19 protein-coding genes are annotated in these 23,670 nt (G+C 69.6%); 6 read left to right on the forward strand and 13 right to left on the reverse strand.

From position 1 onward, the window contains the following. Positions 1-271 precede the first annotated feature (271 nt). From A33M_RS14945 to A33M_RS14955, 3 genes are all read right to left on the reverse strand, one after another. Complete coding sequence (locus A33M_RS14945; protein ID WP_008388660.1) at positions 272-511, reverse strand: hypothetical protein; 240 nt, start codon at positions 509-511, stop codon at positions 272-274. A 125-nt stretch (positions 512-636) separates the two neighbouring features. Beyond that, on the reverse strand, positions 637-822 hold the full coding sequence (locus A33M_RS14950) for a hypothetical protein (protein WP_008388662.1): 186 nt from the start codon (positions 820-822) through the stop codon (positions 637-639). A 162-nt stretch (positions 823-984) separates the two neighbouring features. Next, positions 985-1,410: a carboxymuconolactone decarboxylase family protein gene (locus tag A33M_RS14955; RefSeq protein ID WP_008388664.1), complete on the reverse strand. Its 426-nt coding sequence runs from the start codon at positions 1,408-1,410 to the stop codon at positions 985-987. Between the two features lie 113 nt (positions 1,411-1,523). On the opposite strand from A33M_RS14955, the gene A33M_RS14960 reads away from it, so the two are divergent. Next, positions 1,524-2,438: a LysR family transcriptional regulator gene (locus tag A33M_RS14960; RefSeq protein WP_008388666.1), complete on the forward strand. Its 915-nt coding sequence runs from the start codon at positions 1,524-1,526 to the stop codon at positions 2,436-2,438. Between the two features lie 113 nt (positions 2,439-2,551). On the opposite strand, the gene recJ is transcribed toward A33M_RS14960, so the two are convergent. From recJ to A33M_RS14985, 5 genes are all read right to left on the reverse strand, one after another. Continuing rightward, positions 2,552-4,357, reverse strand: a complete 1,806-nt coding sequence (gene recJ, locus A33M_RS14965) for a single-stranded-DNA-specific exonuclease RecJ (RefSeq protein WP_085977082.1) — start codon at positions 4,355-4,357, stop codon at positions 2,552-2,554. Between the two features lie 445 nt (positions 4,358-4,802). Continuing rightward, a complete protein-coding gene (gene glpX, locus A33M_RS14970) occupies positions 4,803-5,831 on the reverse strand; it encodes a class II fructose-bisphosphatase (protein WP_008388671.1) in 1,029 nt (342 codons plus the stop codon). Positions 5,832-5,879: 48 nt separating this feature from the next. Beyond that, positions 5,880-7,205 (reverse strand): homoserine dehydrogenase, encoded by a 1,326-nt coding sequence (locus tag A33M_RS14975; protein WP_008388673.1) that lies wholly within the window; start codon positions 7,203-7,205, stop codon positions 5,880-5,882. 270 nt (positions 7,206-7,475) lie between these two features. Further along, complete coding sequence (locus A33M_RS14980) at positions 7,476-8,693, reverse strand: LL-diaminopimelate aminotransferase (protein ID WP_008388674.1); 1,218 nt, start codon at positions 8,691-8,693, stop codon at positions 7,476-7,478. A gap of 121 nt (positions 8,694-8,814) precedes the next feature. Continuing rightward, positions 8,815-9,120: a hypothetical protein gene (locus tag A33M_RS14985; RefSeq protein WP_040620819.1), complete on the reverse strand. Its 306-nt coding sequence runs from the start codon at positions 9,118-9,120 to the stop codon at positions 8,815-8,817. Positions 9,121-9,257: 137 nt separating this feature from the next. On the opposite strand from A33M_RS14985, the gene phaC reads away from it, so the two are divergent. Beyond that, positions 9,258-11,909 carry a class I poly(R)-hydroxyalkanoic acid synthase gene (gene phaC / locus A33M_RS14995; protein ID WP_008388676.1) on the forward strand — a complete coding sequence of 884 codons (2,652 nt, stop codon included), beginning with the start codon at positions 9,258-9,260 and terminating at the stop codon, positions 11,907-11,909. A gap of 248 nt (positions 11,910-12,157) precedes the next feature. Next, a complete protein-coding gene (locus A33M_RS15000; RefSeq protein WP_008388677.1) occupies positions 12,158-12,880 on the forward strand; it encodes a CBS domain-containing protein in 723 nt (240 codons plus the stop codon). A gap of 276 nt (positions 12,881-13,156) precedes the next feature. Here A33M_RS15000 and A33M_RS15005 read toward each other — a convergent pair whose 3' ends face one another. The 5 genes from A33M_RS15005 to A33M_RS15025 form a co-directional block, all read right to left on the reverse strand. Then, on the reverse strand, positions 13,157-14,194 hold the full coding sequence (locus A33M_RS15005; RefSeq protein WP_008388678.1) for a histidine kinase dimerization/phosphoacceptor domain -containing protein: 1,038 nt from the start codon (positions 14,192-14,194) through the stop codon (positions 13,157-13,159). A 5-nt stretch (positions 14,195-14,199) separates the two neighbouring features. Next, entirely contained in the window at positions 14,200-14,613 is a 414-nt protein-coding gene (locus A33M_RS15010) for a response regulator (protein WP_008388679.1), read from the reverse strand. Continuing rightward, positions 14,597-16,135: a sensor histidine kinase gene (locus A33M_RS15015; protein ID WP_008388680.1), complete on the reverse strand. Its 1,539-nt coding sequence runs from the start codon at positions 16,133-16,135 to the stop codon at positions 14,597-14,599. The genes A33M_RS15010 and A33M_RS15015 overlap by 17 nt, the downstream gene beginning before the upstream one ends. Before the next feature lie 220 nt (positions 16,136-16,355). Beyond that, positions 16,356-16,895, reverse strand: a complete 540-nt coding sequence (locus tag A33M_RS15020; protein ID WP_008388681.1) for a Uma2 family endonuclease — start codon at positions 16,893-16,895, stop codon at positions 16,356-16,358. A gap of 120 nt (positions 16,896-17,015) precedes the next feature. Continuing rightward, positions 17,016-17,843 carry a lytic murein transglycosylase gene (locus A33M_RS15025; RefSeq protein ID WP_008388682.1) on the reverse strand — a complete coding sequence of 276 codons (828 nt, stop codon included), beginning with the start codon at positions 17,841-17,843 and terminating at the stop codon, positions 17,016-17,018. Between the two features lie 243 nt (positions 17,844-18,086). On the opposite strand from A33M_RS15025, the gene A33M_RS15030 reads away from it, so the two are divergent. The 3 genes from A33M_RS15030 (at position 18,087) to A33M_RS15040 (ending at position 23,667) form a co-directional block, all read left to right on the forward strand. Further along, positions 18,087-18,830 (forward strand): hypothetical protein, encoded by a 744-nt coding sequence (locus A33M_RS15030; RefSeq protein ID WP_040620824.1) that lies wholly within the window; start codon positions 18,087-18,089, stop codon positions 18,828-18,830. A gap of 166 nt (positions 18,831-18,996) precedes the next feature. Beyond that, entirely contained in the window at positions 18,997-21,186 is a 2,190-nt protein-coding gene (locus A33M_RS15035) for a tetratricopeptide repeat protein (RefSeq protein WP_008388684.1), read from the forward strand. Positions 21,187-21,576: 390 nt separating this feature from the next. Next, positions 21,577-23,667 (forward strand): FAD-dependent oxidoreductase, encoded by a 2,091-nt coding sequence (locus A33M_RS15040; RefSeq protein WP_008388687.1) that lies wholly within the window; start codon positions 21,577-21,579, stop codon positions 23,665-23,667. The last annotated feature ends 3 nt before the right edge of the window (positions 23,668-23,670 follow it).

Genomic DNA, 23,670 nt, shown 5'->3' on the forward strand with positions numbered 1-23,670 from the left:
ACATCACCGAGGTCGACCGCGGCGCCACCGAGACCGGCTCCGCCTCCTCCCAGGTGCTGTCCTCCGCCCAGGCACTGTCGGGCGAGAGCAATCGTCTCAAGCTCGAGGTCGGCCGCTTCCTCGACACGATCAGAGCCGCCTGACCCTCTCCAGACCGGGACCGGCGCCGACAACCCAGTCCCCCTGCCCGGGCGCGCAAACGCCCGGGCTTTTTTTGGCCGTTTCGGCGCAATGGTGCGTGGTCGCGCGTCCCGCCTGACCGATGCGAGCCTCAGTCCGCGCTCGCGCGATCCTCGCTCAAGCGATCGCCCGCGTGGTCCTGAAGCTGCTCGCTCTGCACGTGGCGACCGTCGAGCCCACGGCTCTCGGGATGGCGGGCCTTGTCTCGGTTCGACAGCACCATCGATTCACCGACCTTGTCCTTGTCGAGGTCGGTGGTGGCGCCGGTGCCGCTGCCCTTGCCCTTGCCCTGTGCGCCGGGGCCGAAATGCTTCCTGTCCGCGTTCGCCATGATGGTCTCCTCGGCTGTCGTGATCGGTTCGCCGGCTCGGCCGGCCGGTGCGACCGCGTGGAATGCGCCGGCCCCGCCTGGCGGATGGTGTGCGGGTGCTCGCGGCCGGTGGACACGAAGCGCCCTCAGCGGTCCTGCTGATAACCCACATTGTGGGTGTTGACGCGCGTGTTGGCGGACTGGCCCTGCTGGTCCGGATCGTTCGGCCGGTTGCGGCCGTGGATCTTGTCGTCCACCGTCGGGGCGTTGTCGTCACCGGGGCCCTTGTGGCTGCGGTTCTCCGGCGGAACGGGCGGCGGCTTGTGCGTCATGATCACCTCCGTGCTGGTGCCGGTCCGAACGAGCCGCGGCGCCGGTGGCGCCGGGCGGATGCGGGCCGGCTTTCGGCTGTCGGGGCCAACGCCTGCCGCCGGCCTCGGTTCACCGATTCTCAGCGGAGGTGCGATGGCGCCGACCGGTGCCCGCTCGCGGTGTCATGCGGCCGGCGCCGCGGTCCGCGCAGCCTCCGCCGCATCGCGGGCGGAAAACACGGTGCAGGCCGCGGCAAGGCCGTTCAGCGCCGCCGGGAAGCCGGCATAGACGGCCATCTGCATGAGAATCTCGACGATCTCGGTGCGGCTCACGCCGACGTTCAGCGCGGCGTTCAGATGCACCTCGAGCTGCGGCCGCGCATTGCCGAGCGCAGCGAGCGCCGCCACGGTCGCGATCTCTCGCGCCCGTAGATCGAGGCCGGGACGGTCGTAGATGTCGCCGAACGGGAACTCGATCAGATAACGAGCGAAATCCGGCGCGATGTCGGCGAGGCTCTTCACCACCTGCGCGCCGACCTCGCCGTCGATGGCGGAGAGATTTTTCAGGCCGCGTTCGTAGCGGGTCTCGGGCTCGGTGCGAATGTCCATCGGATGTCTCCTTCGGTACGGGCTGCCGTGCGGTACGGGCAGGCCGGGATGTCTCGACCCCAGAGGTAGGACGCGCTAATGAATGAGCCAAATTCATATCTCGCACCTTCGTCATGCACCGGATCAATCTGCGCAGCGTCGACCTCAATCTCCTGGTGGTGCTCGACGCACTCCTGTCCCAGCGCAGCGTGACGCGCGCGGCGGCGCGGCTGCATCTCACCCAGCCGGCGGTGAGCCACGCTCTCGCCCGTCTGCGCGCGCTGTTCGACGATCCTCTACTGCTGCGCACGCCGGCCGGGCTGGTGCCGACCGCCACCGCCGACAAGATCGCGCCACGGCTTTCCTCGGTGCTCGCCGAGATCGGCGGCCTGCTGGCGCCCGACGAAACGTTCGATCCGGCGACCGCCAGACGCCACGTCACGGTCGGCATGTCGGATTACGCGGCTTTCGTGGTGCTGCCGGCGCTGGCGGCAAAACTGCGCGAGATCGCGCCCGGCATCGCGCTGGTGGTGAAGCACACGAGCCACGTGCGCGGGCTCGCCGACCTCGAGGCGGGCGAGGCGGAGCTGATCGTCGGCAGCTTTCCGAAGCCGCCGGCGCGCTTTTCCGCGCAACTCCTGTTCGAGGAAGGCTTTGCGTGCGCCGCCCGGAACGGGCATCCGGCATTCTCGAGAACGCTCGGACCGAAGGCCTATCTCGCCTGTGATCATCTGCACGTGTCGCTGTCGGGCGAGCCGTCCGGCGTGGTCGACGCGGTGCTGCGCAAGCGCAAGCATCGCCGCAATGTCGCGCTGACGGTCGGGCACTTTCTGGTGGCGCCGCAAATCCTCGCCGCGACCGATCTGGTGGCGACCGAGCCGACCCGCCTGCTGATCCCGCACGCCGCGCAGCTCGGGCTCGCGGTGCGGCCGCCGCCGTTTGCGATCCCGTCGTTTCCGGTGGTGCAGATGTGGCCGCGGCGGCTCGACGCCGATCCGGCGCTCGCCTTTCTGCGCGACACGGTGGCGGCGGTCGCAAAGCGGCTGTGATACGGTTTCCGAATGATTAGTTCGGACCATCGATGACGGCACGGCCTCCACCTCTCCCCGGCGGGGAGAGGGTAAGAGCCCGAGCCGATCAGCCGGAAACAGTATGAGCGCCTTCAGCGCAGCCCGGTCGGGTCGGGGCTCGCGAGATCGAGGATTCGCAGCTGCACCCGCTCGGCGCCCTGCCAGCGGTCGATCGCGAGGCACCCGGCGACGTGCACTTTTCGCCCACGGCTCTCGAGAATGGCCTTGCCGAGCGGCTGGCCGGCCGAGCGAAAGGCGATCGCATCGACGACCGCGCCGTCCGACGATTTCAGCCGCGCGCGCACGTGCGCCTGCCCCACCTCGTCGGCATAGGCGACGGTGTGCGACGGCAGCGCCAGCACCGGCTCCGGGTTGCCCGCGCCATACGGCCCGGCCTGCGCCAGCGTGTGGCACAGCGCAGGCGTCACCGCGCCGGCCGAGACGGCGGCGTCGATCTTCAGCGACTGGTCGCGCCGGGCGACCTCGACCGAGGGCGCCAGGGTCTCCTCGAGGAAGGCGCGAAACGCCGCGAGCGCACCCTTCTTCAGCGTGACGCCGGCCGCCATCGCGTGGCCACCGCCCTTGATCAGCAAACCCTCGTGCACGGCTCGAACCACCGCGCGGCCGAGATCGACGCCGGCGATCGAGCGGCCCGAGCCGGTGCCGGTGCCGCCGGGCTCGAGGGCGATCGCAAAGGCCGGGCGGCCGAACCGCTCCTTGAGGCGCGCCGCGACCAGCCCGACCACGCCGGGATGCCAGCCGGCGGCGGCGACCACCACCACCGCCCCCTTCTCCTCGAGGCCGAGCGCCGCCATCGCCTCCGCCTCGGCTTCCGCGACTGCCGCCTGCTCGATCGCCTGCCGCTCGCGGTTGAGCCGATCCAGCTCCTGCGCGATTTGCTGCGCCTCCGTCGGGTCGTCGAGCGTGAGCAGGCGCGCGCCGAGATCGGCCCGCCCGATCCGCCCGCCCGCATTTATGCGCGGGCCGAGGAGAAAACCCAGATGCCACGCCTCGGGTGGGCCGTTGAGCCGCGCCACGTCCGTCAGCGCGGTGAGGCCCGGCCGCTCGCGCCGGCGCATGCCGAGCAAGCCTTTGGCGACGAAGGCACGGTTGAGGCCGATCAGCGGCACCACGTCGGCAACGGTGCCGAGCGCGACCAGATCGACGTACGCCAGCAGATCCGGCGCGGGCCGCTCGGCGCTCCAAAACCCGCGGCGGCGCAGCTCGCGCACCAGCGCGACGGCGGTCATGAACACGAGCCCGACGCCGCACAGATGGCCGAGCTTCGACAGATCGTCCTGCCGGTTCGGGTTCACCAGCGCGACCGCCGAAGGAAGCGTCTCCTCGGCCTGGTGGTGATCGATCACCACGACGTCGACCCCGAGCTTTTGCGCCTCCGCGAGCGGCGCGAAACTGCCGGTGCCGCAATCGACCGTGACGATCAGCGTGTTTTTTCGCGCGGCGAGCGCGCGGATCGCCTCGACGTTCGGGCCGTAGCCTTCGAAAATGCGGTCGGGAATGTAGATTTCCGGGTCGAGCCCGGCGTGCCGCAGCACCAGCGTCATCAGCGCGCTGGCGGTCGCGCCGTCGACGTCGTAGTCGCCGAACACGGCGACCCTCTCGGCCTTCTGCACCGCATCGGCGAGCCGCGCCGCCGCCGCCGCCATGGCGGTCAGCACGTCGGGGTCCGGCATCAGCCGCTTGATGGTCGGGTCGAGATGCTCGGGCACCTGGTCGGGTTCGACGCCGCGCGCGGCCAGCACGCGGGCGAGCAGCTCGGGGGTCTCGTGGCGCTGCACGATGGCGAGCGCGCGCTGCGAGGCACGCTCGTCCAGCCGGTCGCGCCACACGCGGCCGGTGACCGATTTGTCGACGCCGAGGAAGGCGGAAGGGGTCATGCGAAGAACCGGCGCGGCGGCAGCGAGCCGCGAGGGCGGTGGCACCCACCGTCACCTCTCCCCGCTTGCGCTGTGGCAAGCACACGAGAGCAAGATGCCAAGTGTTTCAATACCAAGTGCTTCAGTAAGAGCGCGGGATCGCCGAGCCCTCCGCCGTCATCGCCGGGCCGGCCGCAGGCCGCGACCCGGCGATCCATCGAACCGAATACAAGAAAGTCTTTTGCTTTGGATGGATGCGCGGGTCGGAGCCCGCGCATGACGGATGCATGCGTTCGAGGAGATGTGTGCATCCGATCGCCCGCGCGCGGGGAGAGGTCGGAGCCAGCGCCGTCGGCGCGGGCTCCGGCCGAGGGGGCGTCGCCGATCGGACCGAAGCGCCGTTGCCCCTCATCCCGACCTTCTCCCCGCAAGCGGGGAGAAGGAGAACGAACGCCCTGCCCCGTCCTCACCCCATCTGGAACTTCTGGAAATGCCGGTGCTCGGCGCGGATCCAGCGCACCGTGCCGGTGGTCGAGCGCATCACCACCGTCTCGGTCTCGATGATGCCGGGGCGGAAGCGGACGCCGCGCAACAGCGAGCCCGACACCACGCCGGTCGCGGCAAACACGCAGTCGCCCTGCACGAGGTCCTCGAGCTGGTACTTCTTCTTCGGGTCCTTGATGCCCATGCGGCGGGCGCGCTCGCGCTTCTCCTCGGTGTCGAGGATCAGCCGGCCCTGGAACTGGCCGCCGATGCAGGACAGCGCCGAGGCCGCCAGCACGCCCTCCGGGGCGCCGCCGACACCGATATAGATGTCGACGCCGGTCGCCTCGGGATCGGCCGTGTGGATCACGCCGGCGACGTCGCCGTCGGTGATCAGCTGCACCGAGGCGCCGGTGCGCCGCACCGCGGCGATCAGGTCGGCGTGGCGCGGGCGATCGAGAATGAGCGCGGTGATCTCTTCCGGCTTCACGCCCTTGGCGAGCGCCAGCGAGCGGATGTTCTGCTCGGGCGGGGCATCGAGGTCGACCACGCCGCGGGAGTAGCCCGGGCCGATCGCGATCTTGTCCATGTAGACGTCGGGGGCGTTGAGCAGCGCGCCGCCCTCGGCCATCGCCATGGTGGCGATCGCGCCGGGCATCGCCTTGGCGCACAGCGTGGTGCCCTCCAGCGGGTCGACCGCGATGTCGACCTTCGGCCCCTTGCCGTTTCCGATATGTTCGCCAATGAAGAGCATCGGCGCCTCGTCGCGCTCGCCCTCGCCGATCACCACCGTGCCGGAGATCGGCAGACGGTTCAGCTCGCGCCGCATCGCATCGACCGCCGCCTGATCGGCGGCCTTCTCGTTGCCGCGACCCCGCCACTGGGCGGCCGCCACCGCGGCGCGCTCGGTGACGCGCACGATCTCGATCGAGAGCACGCGGTCGAGAGTCTCGCGTTGTCTGGTCGCGGTGGCCGCGGTTCGATCGCTCTTCGCGATCTCACTGATGCTCACGTTGCCGTTCCTTTCATTGCGACCGGGCTCCCCGCGGGATTTGCCCGGTCAGTTCTTCTCGATCCGGATCACCTGAGGGTTACCCGTGATCACGCCTCTGTTTTTGATTTCGCGCAACGCTTTGCGAACGGCATCCTCGGTCGTCGCATAGGTGATCAGGATGACCGGAGCGGGGGGTGGGGCCTGCGGGTCGTCGCCGCCGTGGGGGGCGCCGTTGCGCCGCCGCTGGACGATCGACTCGAGGGAGATCTTCTCCTCGGCGAGGTGCTTGGCGATGGTGGCGAAGGTGCCCGGCCGGTCGACCGCCGAGAGGCGGATGTAGTAGCCGCCCTCGTGGCGCTGCATCGGCGCGCGGCGGCTGCCGGCGAGCGTCGCGGTCGGGCGGCCGAGCGGCTTCACCCGCACGCCGCGGGCGACGTCGACCACGTCGGCGACCACCGCCGAGGCGGTCGCCGCCCCGCCCGCCCCCGGCCCGACCAGGGTGATCGGGGTGAATCCTTCCGGATCGACGGTGACGGCGTTGGTCACGCCCATCACCCGGGCGAGCGGCGAATCGAGATGCACCATGGTCGGATGCACGCGCTGCTCGATGCCCTGGTCGGTGCGCACCGCAACGCCCAAGAGCTTGATGCGGTAGCCGAGCTCGGCCGCCGCCTCGAGGTCCTCCGGCTCCAGCGACGAGATGCCCTCGACGAACACCGCGTCGCCGTCGACCTGCACGCCGAAGGCGAGGCTGGCGAGAATCGCGATCTTCTGGGCGGTGTCGTTGCCCTCGACGTCGAAGGTCGGGTCGGCCTCGGCATAACCGAGCCGCTGGGCCTCCTGCAGGGCGTCGGCGAAGGAGAGCTTGGCCTGCTCCATCCGGGTGAGGATGTAGTTGCAGGTGCCGTTGAGGATCCCGTACACGCGCTCGAAGGTGCTGCCGGCGAATCCTTCGCGCACCGTCTTGACGATCGGGATGGCGCCGCCGACGGCGGCCTCGAAATTGAGCGCCACGCCCTTGGTCTCGGCGAGCGCGGCGAGCGCCACGCCGTGCTTGGCGAGCAGGGCCTTGTTGGCCGTGACGACCGATTTACCGGCGCCGAGCGCCGCCTCGATCGACGACTTTGCCGGATCGCCCGAGCCGCCCATCAGCTCGACGAACACGTCGATCTCCGGGTCGGTCGCGAGCTTGGTCGGGCTGTCGACGAAGCGCACCGGCCCCAAGCCCAGCGCATCGAGCTCGCTCTTCGCCTTGGCGGTGACCGCGACGAGCTCGATCGGACGGCCGCAGCGGCCGATCGTCGCCTCGGGCTCCTGCTTCTGGAGGAGGCGCGCGGTGGCGCCGCCGACGGTGCCGAGACCAGCGAGACCTACTTTGAGCGGCGCGACCATGTTCGACGTTCCAGTGACGGTAAGGTGCAACGGGCGGAAACGGGACGGCCCCCGCGGACGGTGCGGCGGGCCGCACCGGTCGGGGCCTCGACAGTCCGGAGCGCATTCCCGAGCGGAAGACTGCCGGACGAATGCGACGAGCCCCGGGCACCCCCGCTCCTCCGACACGCGGACGGATCGAGGGCTTGCTCACCGAGGCTCACCGAGCGGCTCCTGATGGTGGTCCGAGACGGTTCTGTTCGAACGGTCTCGTGCGGCGGGGAGCCCCGGTCAGCGCGACTGCGCCAGGGGCACCACGTTGTGCAACTTTTCAGGCCCGCTTTCAAGAAAGCGACGGAGGTTGCGGGCAGCCTGGCGAATCCGCTGCTCGTTCTCCACCAGCGCGATGCGCACGAAGCCGTCGCCGTGCTCGCCGAAGCCGAGCCCCGGCGCGACCGCCACCTCGGCCTTCTCCACCAGCATGGTGGCGAACTCGATCGAGCCCAGCGTGTCGAACGGCTTCGGGATCGGGCACCAGGCGAACATCGACGCCTTGGGCGGCGGGACGTCCCAGCCGGCGCGGCCGAAGCTCTCCACCAGCACCTCGCGGCGGCGCTTGTAGGTCTCGCGCATCTCGTGGATGCAGTCCTCCGGCCCGTTGAGCGCGGCGGTGGCGGCGACCTGCACCGGCGTGAAGGCGCCGTAGTCGAGATAGGACTTCACCCGCGCGAGCGCGGCGATCAGGCGCTCGTTGCCGACCGCGAAGCCCATGCGCCAGCCCGGCATCGAGAAGGTCTTGGACATCGAGGTGAACTCGACCGCGACGTCCATCGCGCCCTGAACCTGGAGGATCGAGGGCGGCGGGTTGTCGTCGAAATAGACCTCGGCATAAGCGAGGTCGGACAGCACGATCAGGTCGTGCTTCTTCGCGAACGCCACCACGTCCTTGTAGAAGTCGAGGTCGGCGACCTCGGCGGTCGGGTTCGAGGGGTAGCAGACCACCAGCGCGATCGGCTTGGGGATCGAGTGCATCACCGCCCGCTCGAGCGCATGGAAGAGGTCCGGCCCCGGCGCGCACGGCACCGAGCGGATCACGCCGCCCGCCATCAGGAAGCCGAAGGCGTGGATCGGGTAGCTCGGGTTCGGCACCAGCACCACGTCGCCCGGCGCGGTGATCGCCTGCGCCATGTTGGCAAACCCCTCCTTCGAGCCGAGGGTCGCCACCACCTGGGTGTCGGGGTTCAGCTTCACCTGGAAGCGGCGCTCGTAATAGGCGGCCTGCGCGCGGCGGAGCCCGGCGATGCCCTTGGAGGCGGAATAGCGGTCGGTGCGGGGACGGCCGACCGTCTCCTTCAGCTTCTCGACCACGTGGGCGGGAGCCGGCAGGTCCGGATTGCCCATGCCGAGATCGATGATGTCGGCGCCGGCGTTGCGGGCCGCCGCCTTGGCGCGATTCACCTGCTCGAAAACATAGGGTGGGAGGCGCCGGATCCGGTGAAATTCTTCCATGATGTCAAAAGCTCCGCTGCGACGATCGATCTCGATCGGCTCGTCCGCGGCGTTGTATCACGAGGATGGCCGGATCGGGAAACTCGAGGAATGCGCCGGGACCAAGTGAGGTCGGCCGGCGCTAGTCTGCGGCCGCGCCGGCCCGCCGGGCCGTCTCGGCCTTGGCGGCCGCCATCTCGGCCGCGAGCTTCTTGCGCTCCTCGTCCGTCATGACGGCGTCGCGTGCCTGCGGGAGATCGTTGACCGCCGGATACGAGGCGGTCTCGGCCGGCCGGGCCGGAACCCCCTCCGGCAGGCCACCGACCTGCTGCGGCATCTCGGACAGCACGGAGGAGCACCCCGCGAGCGCCAGCCCCAGCACGCCCGCCGCCAGCGCAGCGAGCGCGACCCGATGTCCACGACGATATCCGGCCTGGGTTCTAGACATCGTCGAGGGTCACCAACATCTCGAGAGGGTCGACGCAACACACGCCTTGGCGGTAGGCTTGGCGGTCGGTCGCCCTACCGAGATAATATGACGAAACCAAGGAGCGACGCCCGATGGAAACGACCGAGGGAACGCCCATGACGTCCGAATCCGCTCCTGCGACCGCTGCCGAGAGGCGGCCCGACGAGATCCTGCCGGAGGAGATGTCGCCGGAGGAGACGCTATCCGACGAGACGCTGCCGGAGGAGACGCTGCCGGAGCACGCGTCGGCAGAGCCGTCGCCGGCAGACGAGACGCTGCCCGAGAACGAGTTCGTGGTCGCCCACGCCGCGGCGTCGGCCGACGAGCCCGGGTTTTCGGCCGACCACTCGCCCGAGCCGCTGCCCGAGCCCGAGCCGGCGACCGCCTGGGCCGGCAACGGCGCCACCCCGCCGCCCGGCGCGGAAGCCATGGCAGACGCGGAAGCCGCGGCGGATGCGGAAGCCGTGGCGGAGCCCGCGCCGCCGCCCGGCGAGCCGCGCCCGGAGCCCGCCGCGGCGGCCGACCAGGTCGCCGGCGAGGATGCCGCGCCGCCGGACACGATGGTGCGCGCCGAGCCGCCCCTCGACGCCCCCACCGGTGCGGCCGGACACGATGTGGCCGGACACGAAACGGCTTCCGGCGAAGCCGCCAAGGAAGCAGCCGGCGACGCCGGCCGCGAGACCGTGCTCGCCGAGCGCGTCGCCGCGCCGATCCCGCCGATCCCGCCGATGGCCCCCGCCGAGGCGGTGCCGGCCGCCACGCCGGCCGAGCAGGCCGCCGCCGAGCTGAAGGCCGCGCAGACCAAGGGCAAGCCCTCGAAGGCCGAAGCCCCGAAAGCCGAAGCTCCGAAGGCCGCGCCCGCCAAGGCAGAGCCCGCCAAGGCCGAAGCTCCGAAGCGTGAGCCGTCCGAAGCACCGGCCAAAAAGGCCGAAAAAGCCGGGGCGGCGAAACCCGCCGCCGCCGCCGGCGACGGCCAGGCCGAGACGCCGCACGTCGACATCGAGAAGCTCGCCACCAATGTCGCTCGCATGATGGAGCAAGGCGGGCGGGCGCTCGCCGCGTACCTGAAGCCGCGCGAGGAAGGAAAGATCCACGACGAGCCGCCGCAGCAGGTGGTCGACGTGGTGACCACCTTCGGCAAGGTGATGGACTATTGGCTGCGCGACACCCGTCGCACCATCGAGCTGCAGACCAATATCGGCCACGCTTATCTCGATCTGTGGTCCAACACGATGCGCCGGATGGCCGGCGAGCCCTCGCCGCCGCTGGTGACGCCCGACCCGCGCGACCGCCGCTTCTCCGACCCGGAATGGACGTCGAACCAGTATTTCGACTTCCTCAAGCAGGCGTATCTGCTCACCAGCAAGCTCGCCAATCACATGGTGGAGGACGCCGACGGGCTCGACCCGATCACCCGGCGCAAGGCGGATTTTTACGTCAAGCAGTTCATCAACGCGCTCGCCCCGTCGAACTTCGTTCTGACGAACCCGGAGCTGTTGCGCCTGACGCTGCAGTCGAACGCCGAGAACCTCGTGCGCGGCATGAAGATGCTGGCCGAGGACATCGAGGCGGGGCACGGCGAGCTGAAGATCCGCCAGTCCGACAACTCGCAGTTCGAGGTCGGCCGCAATCTGGCGATCACGCCGGGCAAGGTCGTCTATCAGAACGAGCTGATGCAGCTGATCCAGTACACGCCGACCACCGAGCGCGTGCTGAAGCTGCCGCTGCTGATCGTGCCGCCGTGGATCAACAAATATTACATCCTCGACCTCAACCCGCAGAAGTCGTTCATCAAGTACTGCGTCGACAACGGCGTCACGGTGTTCACGATCTCCTGGGTCAATCCGGACGAGCACCTCGCCAAGAAGGGGTTCGGCGACTACATGAAGCAGGGGCCGCTGGAGGCGCTGGAGATCGTCTCGAAGATCACCGGCGAGAAGAACGTCCACACGCTCGGCTACTGCGTCGGCGGCACCATGCTCGCGGTGACGATGGCCTATCTCTCGGCGCGGAGCACGGCCGAGCAGATCCGCTCGGCCACCATGTTCACCGCCCAGGTCGATTTCGAGCGCGGCGGGGACCTGAAGCTGTTCACCTCCGACGAGCACCAGATCGAGGCGATCGAGCGGCGGATGTCGGAGATCGGCTATCTCGAGGGCGAGAAGATGGCCATGATCTTCAACTTCCTGCGCTCGAACGATCTGGTGTGGCCCTACATCATCTCCAACTATCTGAAGGGCGAGCAGCCGTTCCCGTTCGACCTGCTCTACTGGAACTCCGATTCCACGCGGATGCCGGCGGCGAACCACTCCTACTATCTGCGCAACTGTTATCTCGACAACACCCTGAGCAAGGGGGAGATGGAGATCGAGGGCTACACGCTGCACCTCGAGGACATCGCGGTGCCGATCTACACGGTGGCGACCCGCGAGGACCACATCGCGCCGGCCGACTCCGTGCTGGTGGGGGCGCAGATGTTCGGTGGCCCGGTCGAGCTGGTGGTCGCCGGCTCCGGCCACATCGCCGGCATCATCAATCCGCCGGCCGGCAAGAAGTATCAGTACTGGACCGGCCCGCGCCCCGAGGGCGACAGCGCCGAAGCGTGGATCGCGAAAGCGACCGAGCATCCGGGCTCGTGGTGGCCGCACTGGCTCGAATGGCTGCGCGCCTTCGACCCGAGCGAGGTGCCGGCCCGCGTGCCGGGCAGCCACCCGGACTTCCCGGCGCTCGAGGACGCCCCCGGCGCCTACGTCAAGGTGCGCGCCTGACCCGCGTCGGCGCTCGCGCCGGCGCTTTCGTCGGCCGGCGACGACCGGCCTTCCGGCCCGGAGGCGGCATCCGCGGATGCCGCCTCGTGCGTTTGCCGATCACGTTTGCCGATCACGTTCCCGCCGGCGACCCTGCTTTTTGCGCCCGGTCAATGCACCTGCCCGCGCGGCGCGGAGGGTGAATTCGGCTCTCCCCGCCCCGGCCTCCGCCGGTCGCCACGCTCATCGGAGAGCCGGGAGTTACGAGCATGAAAGCCTCCGACATCATGACGACCGATGTCGTCACGGCGGCTCCCACGGATACCGTGCACGACGTCGCCAAGAAGCTTCTGGAGCACCGCATCGGCGGGCTGCCGGTGGTCGACGAGCGCTCGCACGTGGTCGGCATGATCGGCGAGAACGACCTTCTGCGCCGCGCCGAGACCGGCACCGACCACACCCGCTCCGGCTGGCTGCAGTTCCTGCTCGGGCACGAGGTGCTCGCCGCCGAGTTCGTCAAGGAGCACGGCCGCCGGGTGTCCGACGTGATGTCGGTGGAGGTCGCCACCGCGACCCCCGACACGCCGGTCGGCGAGATCGCCCGCCTGCTGGAGCGCCACCGCGTCACTCGCGTGCCGATCGTCGATGCCAGCTACCGGCTGGTCGGCATCGTCACCTGCGCCGACCTCGTGCGCATGCTGGCCGCCGAGACCGAGCCCGCGCCGGGCGAGCTCGCGCCGGACGAGCCCGCGGCGCGCGCCGGCAACGACGCCGAGCTGCGCAAGGCGATCCTGAAGCGGCTCGAGGCCGAGCCGTGGATCTCGATCGGCTCGGTCGACGTGACGGTGGTCGACGGCACCGCGGACGTCTGGGGCATGGTCGACTCGGTCTGCGAGAAGCGCGCCGCCCGCGTCGCCGTCGAGACGACGCCCGGCGTCAAGGCCGTGCACGACGACAGCCTGGCGATCCGTCCGGCGGTCATCGGCGCCTGATCGTCTCGGTCTCCGGCCGGGCGCGGCAACGTTCTCCTCCGTCACCCCGCCCGGCCGTCGGAGGGCGCAGAAGAAGCAACAAAAAGCCGGTCCCGGAGGCGTTTTTCCGGGACCGGCCGCATTCTTTCCGTGCTCTTCCGGGAGCCGCACAGGCCGCGTCCGTCGAAAAAAGCGAATGCCGACCTTTTTGCGAACGCCGGCAGACCGGCGCGGCCGTGCCGAGCGTCGCCCCGTCACGCCACCCGCTGTCGCCCCGCTGGCGTCACCCCACTGGCATCACGCCGCGAATTCGAGGCTCACGCGGCAGCCCTTGCCGCACCCGTAGGTCACCTCGGTGCCGAGATTGCGCGCCATCGCGCCGACGATGCGGGTGCCCATGCCGGTGCCCTGGGCCGGCCCCTCACCCATCCAGCCGATGCCGTCGTCGGCCACCTCGAGCCGCACCCGCCCGTCGCCCGCCGTATGGAAGCCGACCCGGATCTCGCCGGCCGCGGCGTTCGGATAGGCGTATTTGAAGGCGTTGGTGACGAGCTCGGTCACCACCACCCCGATCGACACCACCTTGTCGGTCGGCACCCGGAGCGGATCGGCCGACAGCTTGATGGTCGAGGCGAGGCCGGACGCCTTCATGGTCGCCTCGAGATCGGCGAGCAGGCTCGCGAGATATTCCGAGACCTCGACCGAGCGGACGTCGTCGGAGGTGTAGAGCCGGCGATGCACCCCGGCGATCGCCAGGATGCGCGCCTGGGTTTCGCGCAGCGCGTCCTGGGCGGCCGGATCGGCGATCGCCTTGAGCTGCATGTGGACGAGCGCCGACACCAACGCGAGGCTGTTGGCGACCCGGTGATTGACCTCGTGCAGCAGAACCTCGGCGCGGTCGCGCGCCTCGCGCACCTCGCGCTCGGCCCGGTCGCGCTCGCGGGCGAGCCGCGCCTTCTCGATCGCCTGGTCGATCGCGGTGACCAGAAGCTCGAGGAACTCCTCGCCGACCCCCTTGGAGACGTAGTCGGCCGCCCCCGCCTTGAGCGCCGCCACCGCGACCGCCGGCTCGCCGGAGGCGGTGACGTAGACCACCGGCGGCGGGTCGGTCCGCTGCCGCAGCGCCTGCAGGAAATCGAGCCCGGTGCCGGTCGGCAGGAAATGGTCGAGCACGATCGCCTCGATGCCCCCGGCATCGAGCCGCGCGAACCCTTCCTCGCTGGTCGCGGCGCGCTCGACCGCATAGCCGCGGCGGCCGAGCGCCCGCTGCAGCAGGCGAGCGAGCCCCGGATCGTCGTCGATGTGCAGGATCGCGACCGGAGGACGTGTCGACATGGGCGTCAGTCGGCCTCGGGGACCTGCATCACCGCGAAGAACAGACCGAGCTGACGGATCGCGTTGGCGAAGTTCTCGTAGTTGACGGGTTTCGTGATGTAGACGTTGGCGCCGAGATCGTAGCAGCGCTGAATTTCGCGGGCGTCGTCGGTGGTGGTCAGCACCACCACCGGCGAGCGCTTGGTGTGCTGGTTCAGCTTCAGCTTCTCGAGGATGTCGATGCCGGTCATGTCCGGCAGATTGAGGTCGAGCAGAATCAGCAGCTGACGCCCCGACGACACCTCGCCCGACCCGTCCGGCCCGAGCAGGAAGGCGAGCGCCTCGGTGCCGTTGGCGAACGGCAGAATCTCGTTGCTGACCCCGGCGCGCCGGATGTTCTTCTCGATGAGGCGGGCGTGCCCCTCATCGTCCTCGATCATCACGATCTGGACCGGCCTGGCGTTTCGGTTCACGGTTCTCTGCTCCGATGAGCTTGCGCAGGTTGCGCGGGAGGACGATTCGCATGGTCGTGCCCTCGTCGAGCGCGGAGACCAGCGTGATCTCGCCGCCGAGGTTCCGGACCATGGCACGGACATGGGCGAGGCCGATGCCCTCGCCCGGCTGATCCTGGGCCCCCGAGCGGCGGAACAGGTCGAACACCCGCTCGTGGTCCTGGGGCGCGATGCCCCGCCCGTTGTCCGACACCTCGACGACGACCCGCTGGGCCGGCTCCTGGCGGGTGCGGAGCGTGATCTCCAGCGGCCGCACCGGATGGCGGTACTTCACCGCATTGTCGAGGAGGTTGCCGAAAATCTGCTCGAGCGCCAGCCGGTCGGACACCATCGGCGGCGCCACGCCCTCGATCGTCACCTCGCCGCCCGCCTCCGCCACCTGGTGCTGGACGTTGGCGACCGCCGTCTCGAGCAGCTGGCGCAGATCGATCGGCTCCGGCTTCAGGGTCCGCCGGCCTTCCCGCGAAAGCTTGAGGATGGCGTTGATCAGCCCGTCCATCTTGCGGGTGGAGGAGCGGATGAAGCCGATCGCCTCCGGCGCGTCCTCCACCGCCGCGACCTTGGCGTCGGCGGTGGCGACGTCGTCGCCGCCCTCCACCGTCTCCATGTAGTCGCGAATGGTGGCGAGGCTGGTCTCCAGCTCGCTGGTGAAGCCCATGATGTTGACGAGCGGCGCCCGCAGATCGTGGGTGACGATGTAGGCGAAGCGCTGGATCTCCTCGTTGGCGCGGCCGAGCTCGGCGGTGCGCTCGGCGACCCGCTCCTCGAGGCCGGCATTGAGCACCTCGACCTCGCGCTGGGCGGTGACGAGCTGGCGCGTGTAGGCGACGATCGCCCAGGCGGCGCCGGCCACCACCACCACGATCACCAGCGCACCGAGAAGGGTCGTCCAGAACAGCGCCGTGATGGTCTTCTGCTGGTCGGAGACGTGGGTGTAGATGCGCTGCTCGGTCGCGTCGATCAGCTGATCGAACAGGTCGCGGGCCTCGTCCATCAGCTCCCGGCCGCGCCCGGTGCGCACCATCGCCAGCGCCTCGTCGCGCCGGCCGGCGCGGTACAGCGCGACCGTCTGCTGCATCTCGGCGACCTTGGCGGCGACCAACTCGGCCAGCTGGTCGAACGGCCGGCCGCGGTCGGGATCGCCGGCGAGCATGCGGCGGATGTCGACGACCCGAGTGGCGATCCGGCCGGTCGCCTCGTCGTAGGGCGCGAGATAGTCCTCGTCGCCGGTCAGCATGTAGCCGCGCTGGCCGGTCTCGGCGTCCTGCATCAGGCTGCGCAGGTCCACCAGGGCGGCGCGCTGCTGGCGCACCTGGATCGACAGCTCGGTGTAGGTCTGGGTCTCGCCGACCAGCCACACCGTCGTCGCCACGATGGCGAGAAGCGCCGCGAGGCCGACGATGAACGCCGCGGCAGTGGTCCGGATCAGGGCGATTTTCGATAGCGGCATTACGCGGGTACGGGTGCGGCAGGGGTTCTCATGCGCCACATATGATCGAGTTTTGCGCGATCGTACAGCCCACCCCCGCGGCTGTTCACCGGCACGGGCGCACCTCCGGGCCGACAAAGGCGGCCGAGCGGTAACCCGCGGCCGGCCGTTGCGCGGTTCGCGCAGGCGCCATGGTCCGTCCGCTTTCGGTGGCGGAAGAGGCGCCGTTGCCCGCAGAACGTCAGGCGGGCGGCAGGTCGGCGAGCCGGAGCGAGAGATCGTCGGCGAAATCGAGCCGCAACGGCTCGTCGGGGCCGACCGTTCGCTGCTCGGCGAAGCCGTCGATCCCCGGCCGCGCATGGACGTGGGTGACCAGCCGCTCGGCCTCGATCACCCACACCGCGCGCACGCCGGCGGCCGCGTAAATCCGGCTTTTTCGATGAAGATCGTAAGCGAGGCTCGAATCGGCGACCTCGACGGCGAGCAGCGCGGTCGCCGGCGACAGTGCGGCGAGCCCGTCGGCGCGGCGGTAGAACACGAAATCGGGCTCGACGAAGCTGTCCGGGGAGAGACGGAAGGTCGTTTCCGGGGCGATGGCGATCTCCGGCGGCAGATGGGCGGCCCAGAACATGTTCAGGCTCACCTTCAGCGTCTCGTGACGGATGCCCTTCGGTGACATCGGCACGACCTCCCCGCCGATCAGCTCGAACCGCTCGTCCTCCGGGATCACGCCCGCCGCCACCATCGCCTCGATCTCGGCGACGCTGAAGCGTCGCCGCATCAGGCCTTCGGCGGCCTGGGTCGTCCGAAGCAGATCCGGGGGACGCAGTTCCGGGGGCCGGGGGATCTCGTTCATGCCGGGCAGGGTATCACGGAGGCGGCGCAACCGGAACGCGGGCATTCACCCGCCGAGGCGCTGGGCGAACAAGACCATGGTCTTGCGGTAGATCTCCGAGCGGTTCCACTCGCGCATCACCTGGAAATTCGCGGTGCCCTCGCCATAGGGCGCGCCGGCCTGCCAGCCGTTGGTGCGCAGCAGATTCGCGGTCGAGGCGAGCACGTCCGGCACGCTGTGGCGCAGATCGACGTGGCCGTTGCCGTCGTAGTCGACGCCGTACTTGATGTAGGAGGACGGCAGGAACTGGGTCTGGCCGATCTCGCCGGCATAGGCGCCGACCAGGTCGCGCAGCGGCAGGTCGCCGCGCTGGACGATCATCAGCGCCGCCAACAGCTCGCCCTGAAAGAGCTCGGTGCGACGGCAGTCGTGAGCGAGCGTGGCGAGGGTGCGGACCACCGGCCGCTTGCCCATGTCGCCGGTGCCGTTGTCGCTCTCGAGCGTCCAGATCGCCATCAAAAGCTCCTTCGGCACGCCGTACTGCCGCTCGATGCGGGACAGCAGCGCGGCGTGACGGGCCATCAGCTTGCGGGCGCGGTTGATGCGGGCCGGCACCACGCGGGTCCGGGCGTACTCCTCGAAGCTCTTGCGAAAGGTGCCGCGCTGGCGGCGGTCGAAGGCGAGCACCGCCTGGTCCTCGGAGAGCCCCGAAAAGGCCGCATCGATCACCCCGCGCGAAATCCCGGCGGCCTGCGCCTCGCGCGCCATCGCACCGAGGAAGCGGCCGAAGTCGCCGCCGCATTGCGCCGCCGAGGCGGGCGCCGCGCCGAGCGCCGGCAGCGCGAGAAAACCGAGAAGCGCGCAGATGCGCGCCGCCACCTTCGATGCGATCATGTGGAGAATCCCCGTGTCTCGACCACGTTTCGGACGGATCGTGACGCACCATGGCATGCGGGTACGGCAGGGAAAAGGCGCGGCACAACCCATCGAAACCCAGTTGCCGAAACCAAGCACCGCCAACGCTGGACCAGGAAAGCACTTACCAGTCTGGACCGCTTCGGCTACGGTATTCACGAGGCTCACGTTTCAGGCAGTCGATTTTGCTCCCTTGGCCGACCGCAACCGTTTCCGAGACCAATGAGATTCGACAACCCTTCGCTGCAGGACGGGCTCCTCGAGTGGCGTAAACTCCCGGGCACAAAGGAGCGCTCGGAAGCAGACAACCTTTGGTTCGAGGACCGTGTGAGCACGAAACGACGTCTCGCATTCGAACAGGAGGCACACGAAGCGTCCAATCAGAGCGAACTGCGAAGGGCCCAAGCCGACTATTGGAGCGAATTCGTCCGCGTCGACGAAGGTGTCCCGCACACGTTCGCCGCACAACTCGAGCCGGCGGACCTCGGGCCGATCGACGAAACACAGAAGATCGTGCGCCTCGAATCTTTGACGCGCCCACTGAACGATCACGGAATCTCGTTCGGCGACCTCTTGCGAGCTCACGCAAAAGGCGAGCACGGGGTGATCGACGCATTTCTGGCCGTCTGGAACACCGCCGGTGTGCGTGACGGGCGGCCGGCGTTCGGCGCCTTCGAGGACGAGGTGATCGACGATTTGAAATCCGACGAATGGCCTCGGCGGCTCCGTGACCGGCTCGGCCTCGCCCACTACGATTGCCGGTACGGCCCCATTCCCGTCGCCCTTATGGAGTACACGGTGGCCGAGGTGAGAGCCGCCGCTGCCAAGGCTTCCGTGGCCTGCGCCTTCACGGCCCCACGGTTCTCGACAGCGGCCCGTGGCCGTATTTCTTCCCAGCACCACCGGAGCTTTCCTGCGGGCGCACGATGGCCCTCTACGAGGTTCAGGACGACAAGGAACTGTTAGCGGAAGTCCTTCATTTTCGGATAGACTACGCACGTCGTCACCTCGCGAAGCTCGGCGAGATCCGCGAACCTCCTCGGGCATACGACCTCCGGAGCCTTCGCAACCGTCACCTGCTCGCCTTGCACATCGCCGCAGGACGGGACGATTTCGGAGAAGACATTCCGGAATGAGCGCCCTGAGGAAGGACATGCCCCCCGATCGCCATCCCTGGCTGGTGCGGTTCGAGCACGCGCCGGAGGAGGCCCTCGGCGACCTGCTCGCGGGCTATGCCGACATCCATCCCTACGAGCGGGCGGATGCGCCCGACGCCGCGCGCATGCTGTTCGGCCCGCTCGATCCGGACAATCCGGCGCGGAGCCTCTTGGGGCCAGCACTCCTGTCGTGGCTGGAGAAGCGGCGGAAGGACCCGCTGCCGGCCGCGCGCCCCAAGCTGCAGCGCCGGATCCGGGAGATCGACGAGGCTTTCGAGATCGTCGCGCTGCTGGAGGTGGCCGACGCGGCGATCGCGCTGCGCCGGCGCCTCCATGTCTGGACCGATTGGACCGCGCGGCTCGTGCTGTCGCCGGCGCGGGACGGTCGCGCCGCGTTGTGGCGCACGCTGGCCCTGACCCAGCCTCTGGTCGCCGCGCACGCGCCGGATCTCGACGCCGACGGTCTCGCACCGCTGTGGCAGCAGATCTGCCGCGAGGCCGGTGCCCGCGTGCCGCAGCACTATCTGTCGATCGGCCTGCTCGGCCTGCGGCGGCTGCCGAGGGGCAACGCGGGCTCGGAGCTGCCATGGGTGGCCGGGCTCGCCCAGTGGGCGCTCGCCCGGAATCCGTCCGACGCCGAGTTCGAGGCCGAGTGGCTCGGGCTCAAGCCGCTCTATCCGCGCGCGCCGGAGCGGTGGCGGAAGCTCGTCTCGACCCTGCTGTCGACCCGCGAGTTCCGGGACCACGAGATCGAGCCGCCGGGCTGGTGGCGAGTCGATCCGGACTTCAAGTCGCTGGTGCAGAAGCGTTATGTCGCCTCGGGAGTTCCGCTGCGCTCTCCGATGCCGGAGGACTGCAGCCGCGTCATCGACCGGCTCGACGAGCCGTTCGAAAAAATCGAGCCGCTGATCGACGACCTGTTCCGGCGGCACCGCCACTATCTCCATGCGACCGGCCATTCCCACTATTTCGTGCGGGCCGTTCACATGCTCGGCAGCGAGCTGATCGGGCGGGGCGAGGACGCCCGCGATGCGCGCGCCGAGAAGGCGCAGGCTTTGGCCCGCGAAGGGCTCACATGGGAGCCTTACAACCGTCACCTGTGGGCACTGTGGCGCGACGCGCTGGTGGCCGGCGGCACGCCCGAGGCCGCCGAGCTGATCGGATGGGAGATGATCCGAAGGGACCCAGGGAATATGAATGCTCGGAACCAGCTCGCAACGCTGCTCGTCAACGAGCTCGGCCGGCTCGACGACGCCGAGGCGCTGCTCGGGGACACGATCGAGACGTTCCCCGACGACGACGTCGCGCGAAACGAGCTGGCCGAGCTGCTGATCTTCGAGGATCGCATCGACGAGGCCACGACGATCGTCGACACGGCGTTCGACGACGGGATCATAAGTGAAGCTACATTTTCCCTGCGGGCACGGCTGCTGTCGCATGCGGGACGACACGACGATGCGTTGCGCGTCCTCGAAGAGGGGCTCGCGCTGGATCCGATGTCGTCCTCGCTCGAACGACAAAAGCTGAGCTTAATCAAGGGCGCATCGATATCACTAAAAAGCGGAGCGTTCCGAACGCTTGCGCCTCGTGGATCGGAACGCTCCCTGCCCGCCCCGACGTTCGACCCGGAGCTTACCGGCGTAATGCGGCTCGGATCCGTTCGACGGCTGCGCTTCAGCTTGGAGGTGGCATCCGCGCAACAGCCAGCGAGCGCACTGGATGAGCTTCGTCAAATCCTCAGTGAAGACCCGACCTTCGCCTATGCCGAGCTGCTGGCGGCGCGCCATCGCCTCTGGGAGGCCGACGCGAGCACGCTGCCTCCGTTCGCCGCCGCCTTCGAGGCCGCGCTCGCAGCCGAAGACCGTGTCACGCTCGAGGCGCTCGCGACGAGGCAGCCGAAGCTCGAAGCGCTGATGCTGGTCGCCAAGGCTCTGATCGGAGACGCTGCGGCGGCGGAGGAGGTCGCACAATGGCTCCGCCGGTCGGAGCCGGCGCTCGAAGAGCCGGCCATCGCCGGTCTTCGAAACGCCCTCGGCTCGGTATTGCGCCTGATCGACGGCGGTCATTCCCCGCAGGATGCATTCTCCGAGATGCGAGAGCGCGCACTTCGCGCGGTGCGCGATGCCAACGAGGCAGCCCTCGGGGACATGTTTCTCGCCGCATGATTCGGTAGGAAGTGCTTTCGGCCCTCTTCTTCGTTCGCTCGATCATTTTCTATCTGCTCGATGCTCGGCTTTTCCGGCCTATTCGATCGGCCGAGCGCTCCTGAGCTTCGTCTCGTCGAGTGGCGCTCTCGACTTGCTCTGCCCAAACGGCGTACGGCAGGGAAAAGGCGGCGGCCGTCGCATCGAGCCTCCGCAATACGGCATGGCCGCCCGGCGCCCGGCGGGACGCAGGAGAGCCGAGCGTTGCGTGACGGCGCCCGCACCGCATGCCAAAATCACATGACATACCGATCGACCTGCTTGTGTGTGCATTCCCTGCCTGCCCGCTCGTCGCTCCTTCCAGACCCCGGCAGACGCCACCCTGCACATGACGCCCTGGAGGCGATGCCGATGAGCGTGGAAGAGGCGCCTTGCGCCTGCGTGGTCGTTGCGATGCGGACGGCTCTGCGTCGCCGGTGGCGGGCCGCGGAGAATGCGGGTCGCCCGCTTCGCCGCACGCTCGCGCAAGCGACCCGGCTGATCACCCAGATCACCAACGGACGCGGATCGCAAAAGACGCTGGACGGGCTCGAGCGGCTGTGCCCCGAGCTCGCGCTGCTCGACGCGGAGGCGGCCGACGCGCTGTCCGGCTCGCTCGCCCGGGCGCACGACGAGTGGCTGTGCCATGCGGTCGACGGCACCTGCTCGGCGGGCGTCTGCTTCCTGCCGAACGTCGCGCCCTGCCGCGCCGCCTGCCCGGCCGACATCGACATTCCGGGCTTTCTCGCCCATATCGGCGCCGGCGATTATGGCGAGGCCCTGCGGCTGATCGGCGAGGACAACCCGCTGCCGCACTCGTGCGGCCTGGTCTGCCCCGCGCCGTGCGAAAGCGCATGCGTGCGCGGCGCGACCGGCTCCGCGCTGTTCATCCGCCCGCTCAAGGCGGTGGTCGCCGAGCAGTGCTGCACCGTGCCCTCCCCCCGTCGCTCGCCGTCCGGCAAGCGGGTCGCGGTGGTGGGCTCGGGCCCCTCCGGCCTGACGATCGCCTATTATCTCGCGATGCGCGGCCACCGGGTCGAGGTGTTCGAGGCCCGCGAAAAGGCCGGCGGGATGATGCGCTACGGCATCCCGTCCTACCGGCTGCCGGCGCACGTGCTGGACGCCGAGATCGCCCACATCACGCGCGCCGGCGTGACGATCCACACGGGGGCGGAGATCCGCTCGCTCGGGGCGTTGCGCGAAAAAGGCTTCGAGGCGACCTATCTCGCGCTCGGCCTGCAGCTCTCCAGGCGGGCCGGCATTCTCGGCGAGGAGCTGCCGTTCGTGCACGGCGCGCTCGACTTTCTGGCGAGCGTCGCGGCCGGCAAGAACCCGCGGGTCGGCCCGCGCGTGGTGGTGATCGGCGGCGGCAACTCGGCGGTCGACGCGGCGATGACCGCGCTGCGCCAGGGCGCCCGCCACGTCTCGATGGTCTATCGCGGCCGCCGCAAGGAGATGCGGGCGAGCCCGCACGAGATCGCGCTCGCGGTCGCCGAGGGCGTCGAGATCCTCGAACTGTGGACGCCCGACCGGGTGCTGCCCGACAACCGCGTTATCTTCACCCGCTCGCCCAAGGCGACCGAGGCCGAGCGCCGAGGCGGCGAGGCCTTGACGCTGAAGGTCGACCACGTGCTCGCCGCGGTCGGCCAGCAGGCGGCGCTCGACTGCCTCGCCGGCAGCCGGGTGGAGGTGAAGGGCGGCTTCATCGTCGCCGACCCGGTGACCGGCGCGACCGCCGAGCCCGGCGTCTATGCCGGCGGCGACATCGCCCACGGCGCATCGACCGTGGTGGCGGCGGTGCAGGCCGGCAAGGCCGCCGCCGACGCGATCCACGAATATCTCACCGGCGAGACCGCGGCGCCGCAGGCCGAGGCCGTGCCGGCGCCGCTGGTCGAGGTCGACGCGATCCAGCGCAGCGTGCGGCTGCGGCCGACCATGCCGGAGCGCAACGCCCGCGAGCGGACCGCCGGCTATCACACGATCGAGCTCGGCCTCGGCGAGGCCGACGCCAAGCGCGAGGCGAGCCGCTGCCTGCGCTGCGACGTGTGCATCGGCTGCGGCCTGTGCGAGCTGGTGTGCAGCGAGGTCGGCGCCGAGGCGCTGCGGATGGACGAGGCGGCCGGCGGCCGCATGGTGTTCACCGACTTCACCCGGCCGGCGACGAGCTGCATCGGCTGCGGCGCCTGCGCCGCGGTGTGCCCGACCGGCGCCATCAAGGTGGAGAGCGACACCTCGACCCGCACGACCAGCATCACCGGCACGGTGGTGTGCCGCCAGCCGATGCTGACCTGCGAATCGTGCGGCGAGTACTACGTCACCGCGGCGCAGTTCGACCGGGTGCGCGACACCCTGCCGAACGGCGAAAACATGCGGCACCTGTGCCCCGACTGCAGCCGTCGCGAGCACGTCGCCGCGCTCCAGCGCGCCGACGAGGGCCGGCTGCTGGCACTGATGGGGCGGTGAGGA

This window comes from Rhodovulum sp. PH10 (assembly GCF_000293785.1).
Classification (GTDB): Bacteria; Pseudomonadota; Alphaproteobacteria; order Rhizobiales; family Xanthobacteraceae; genus Rhodoplanes.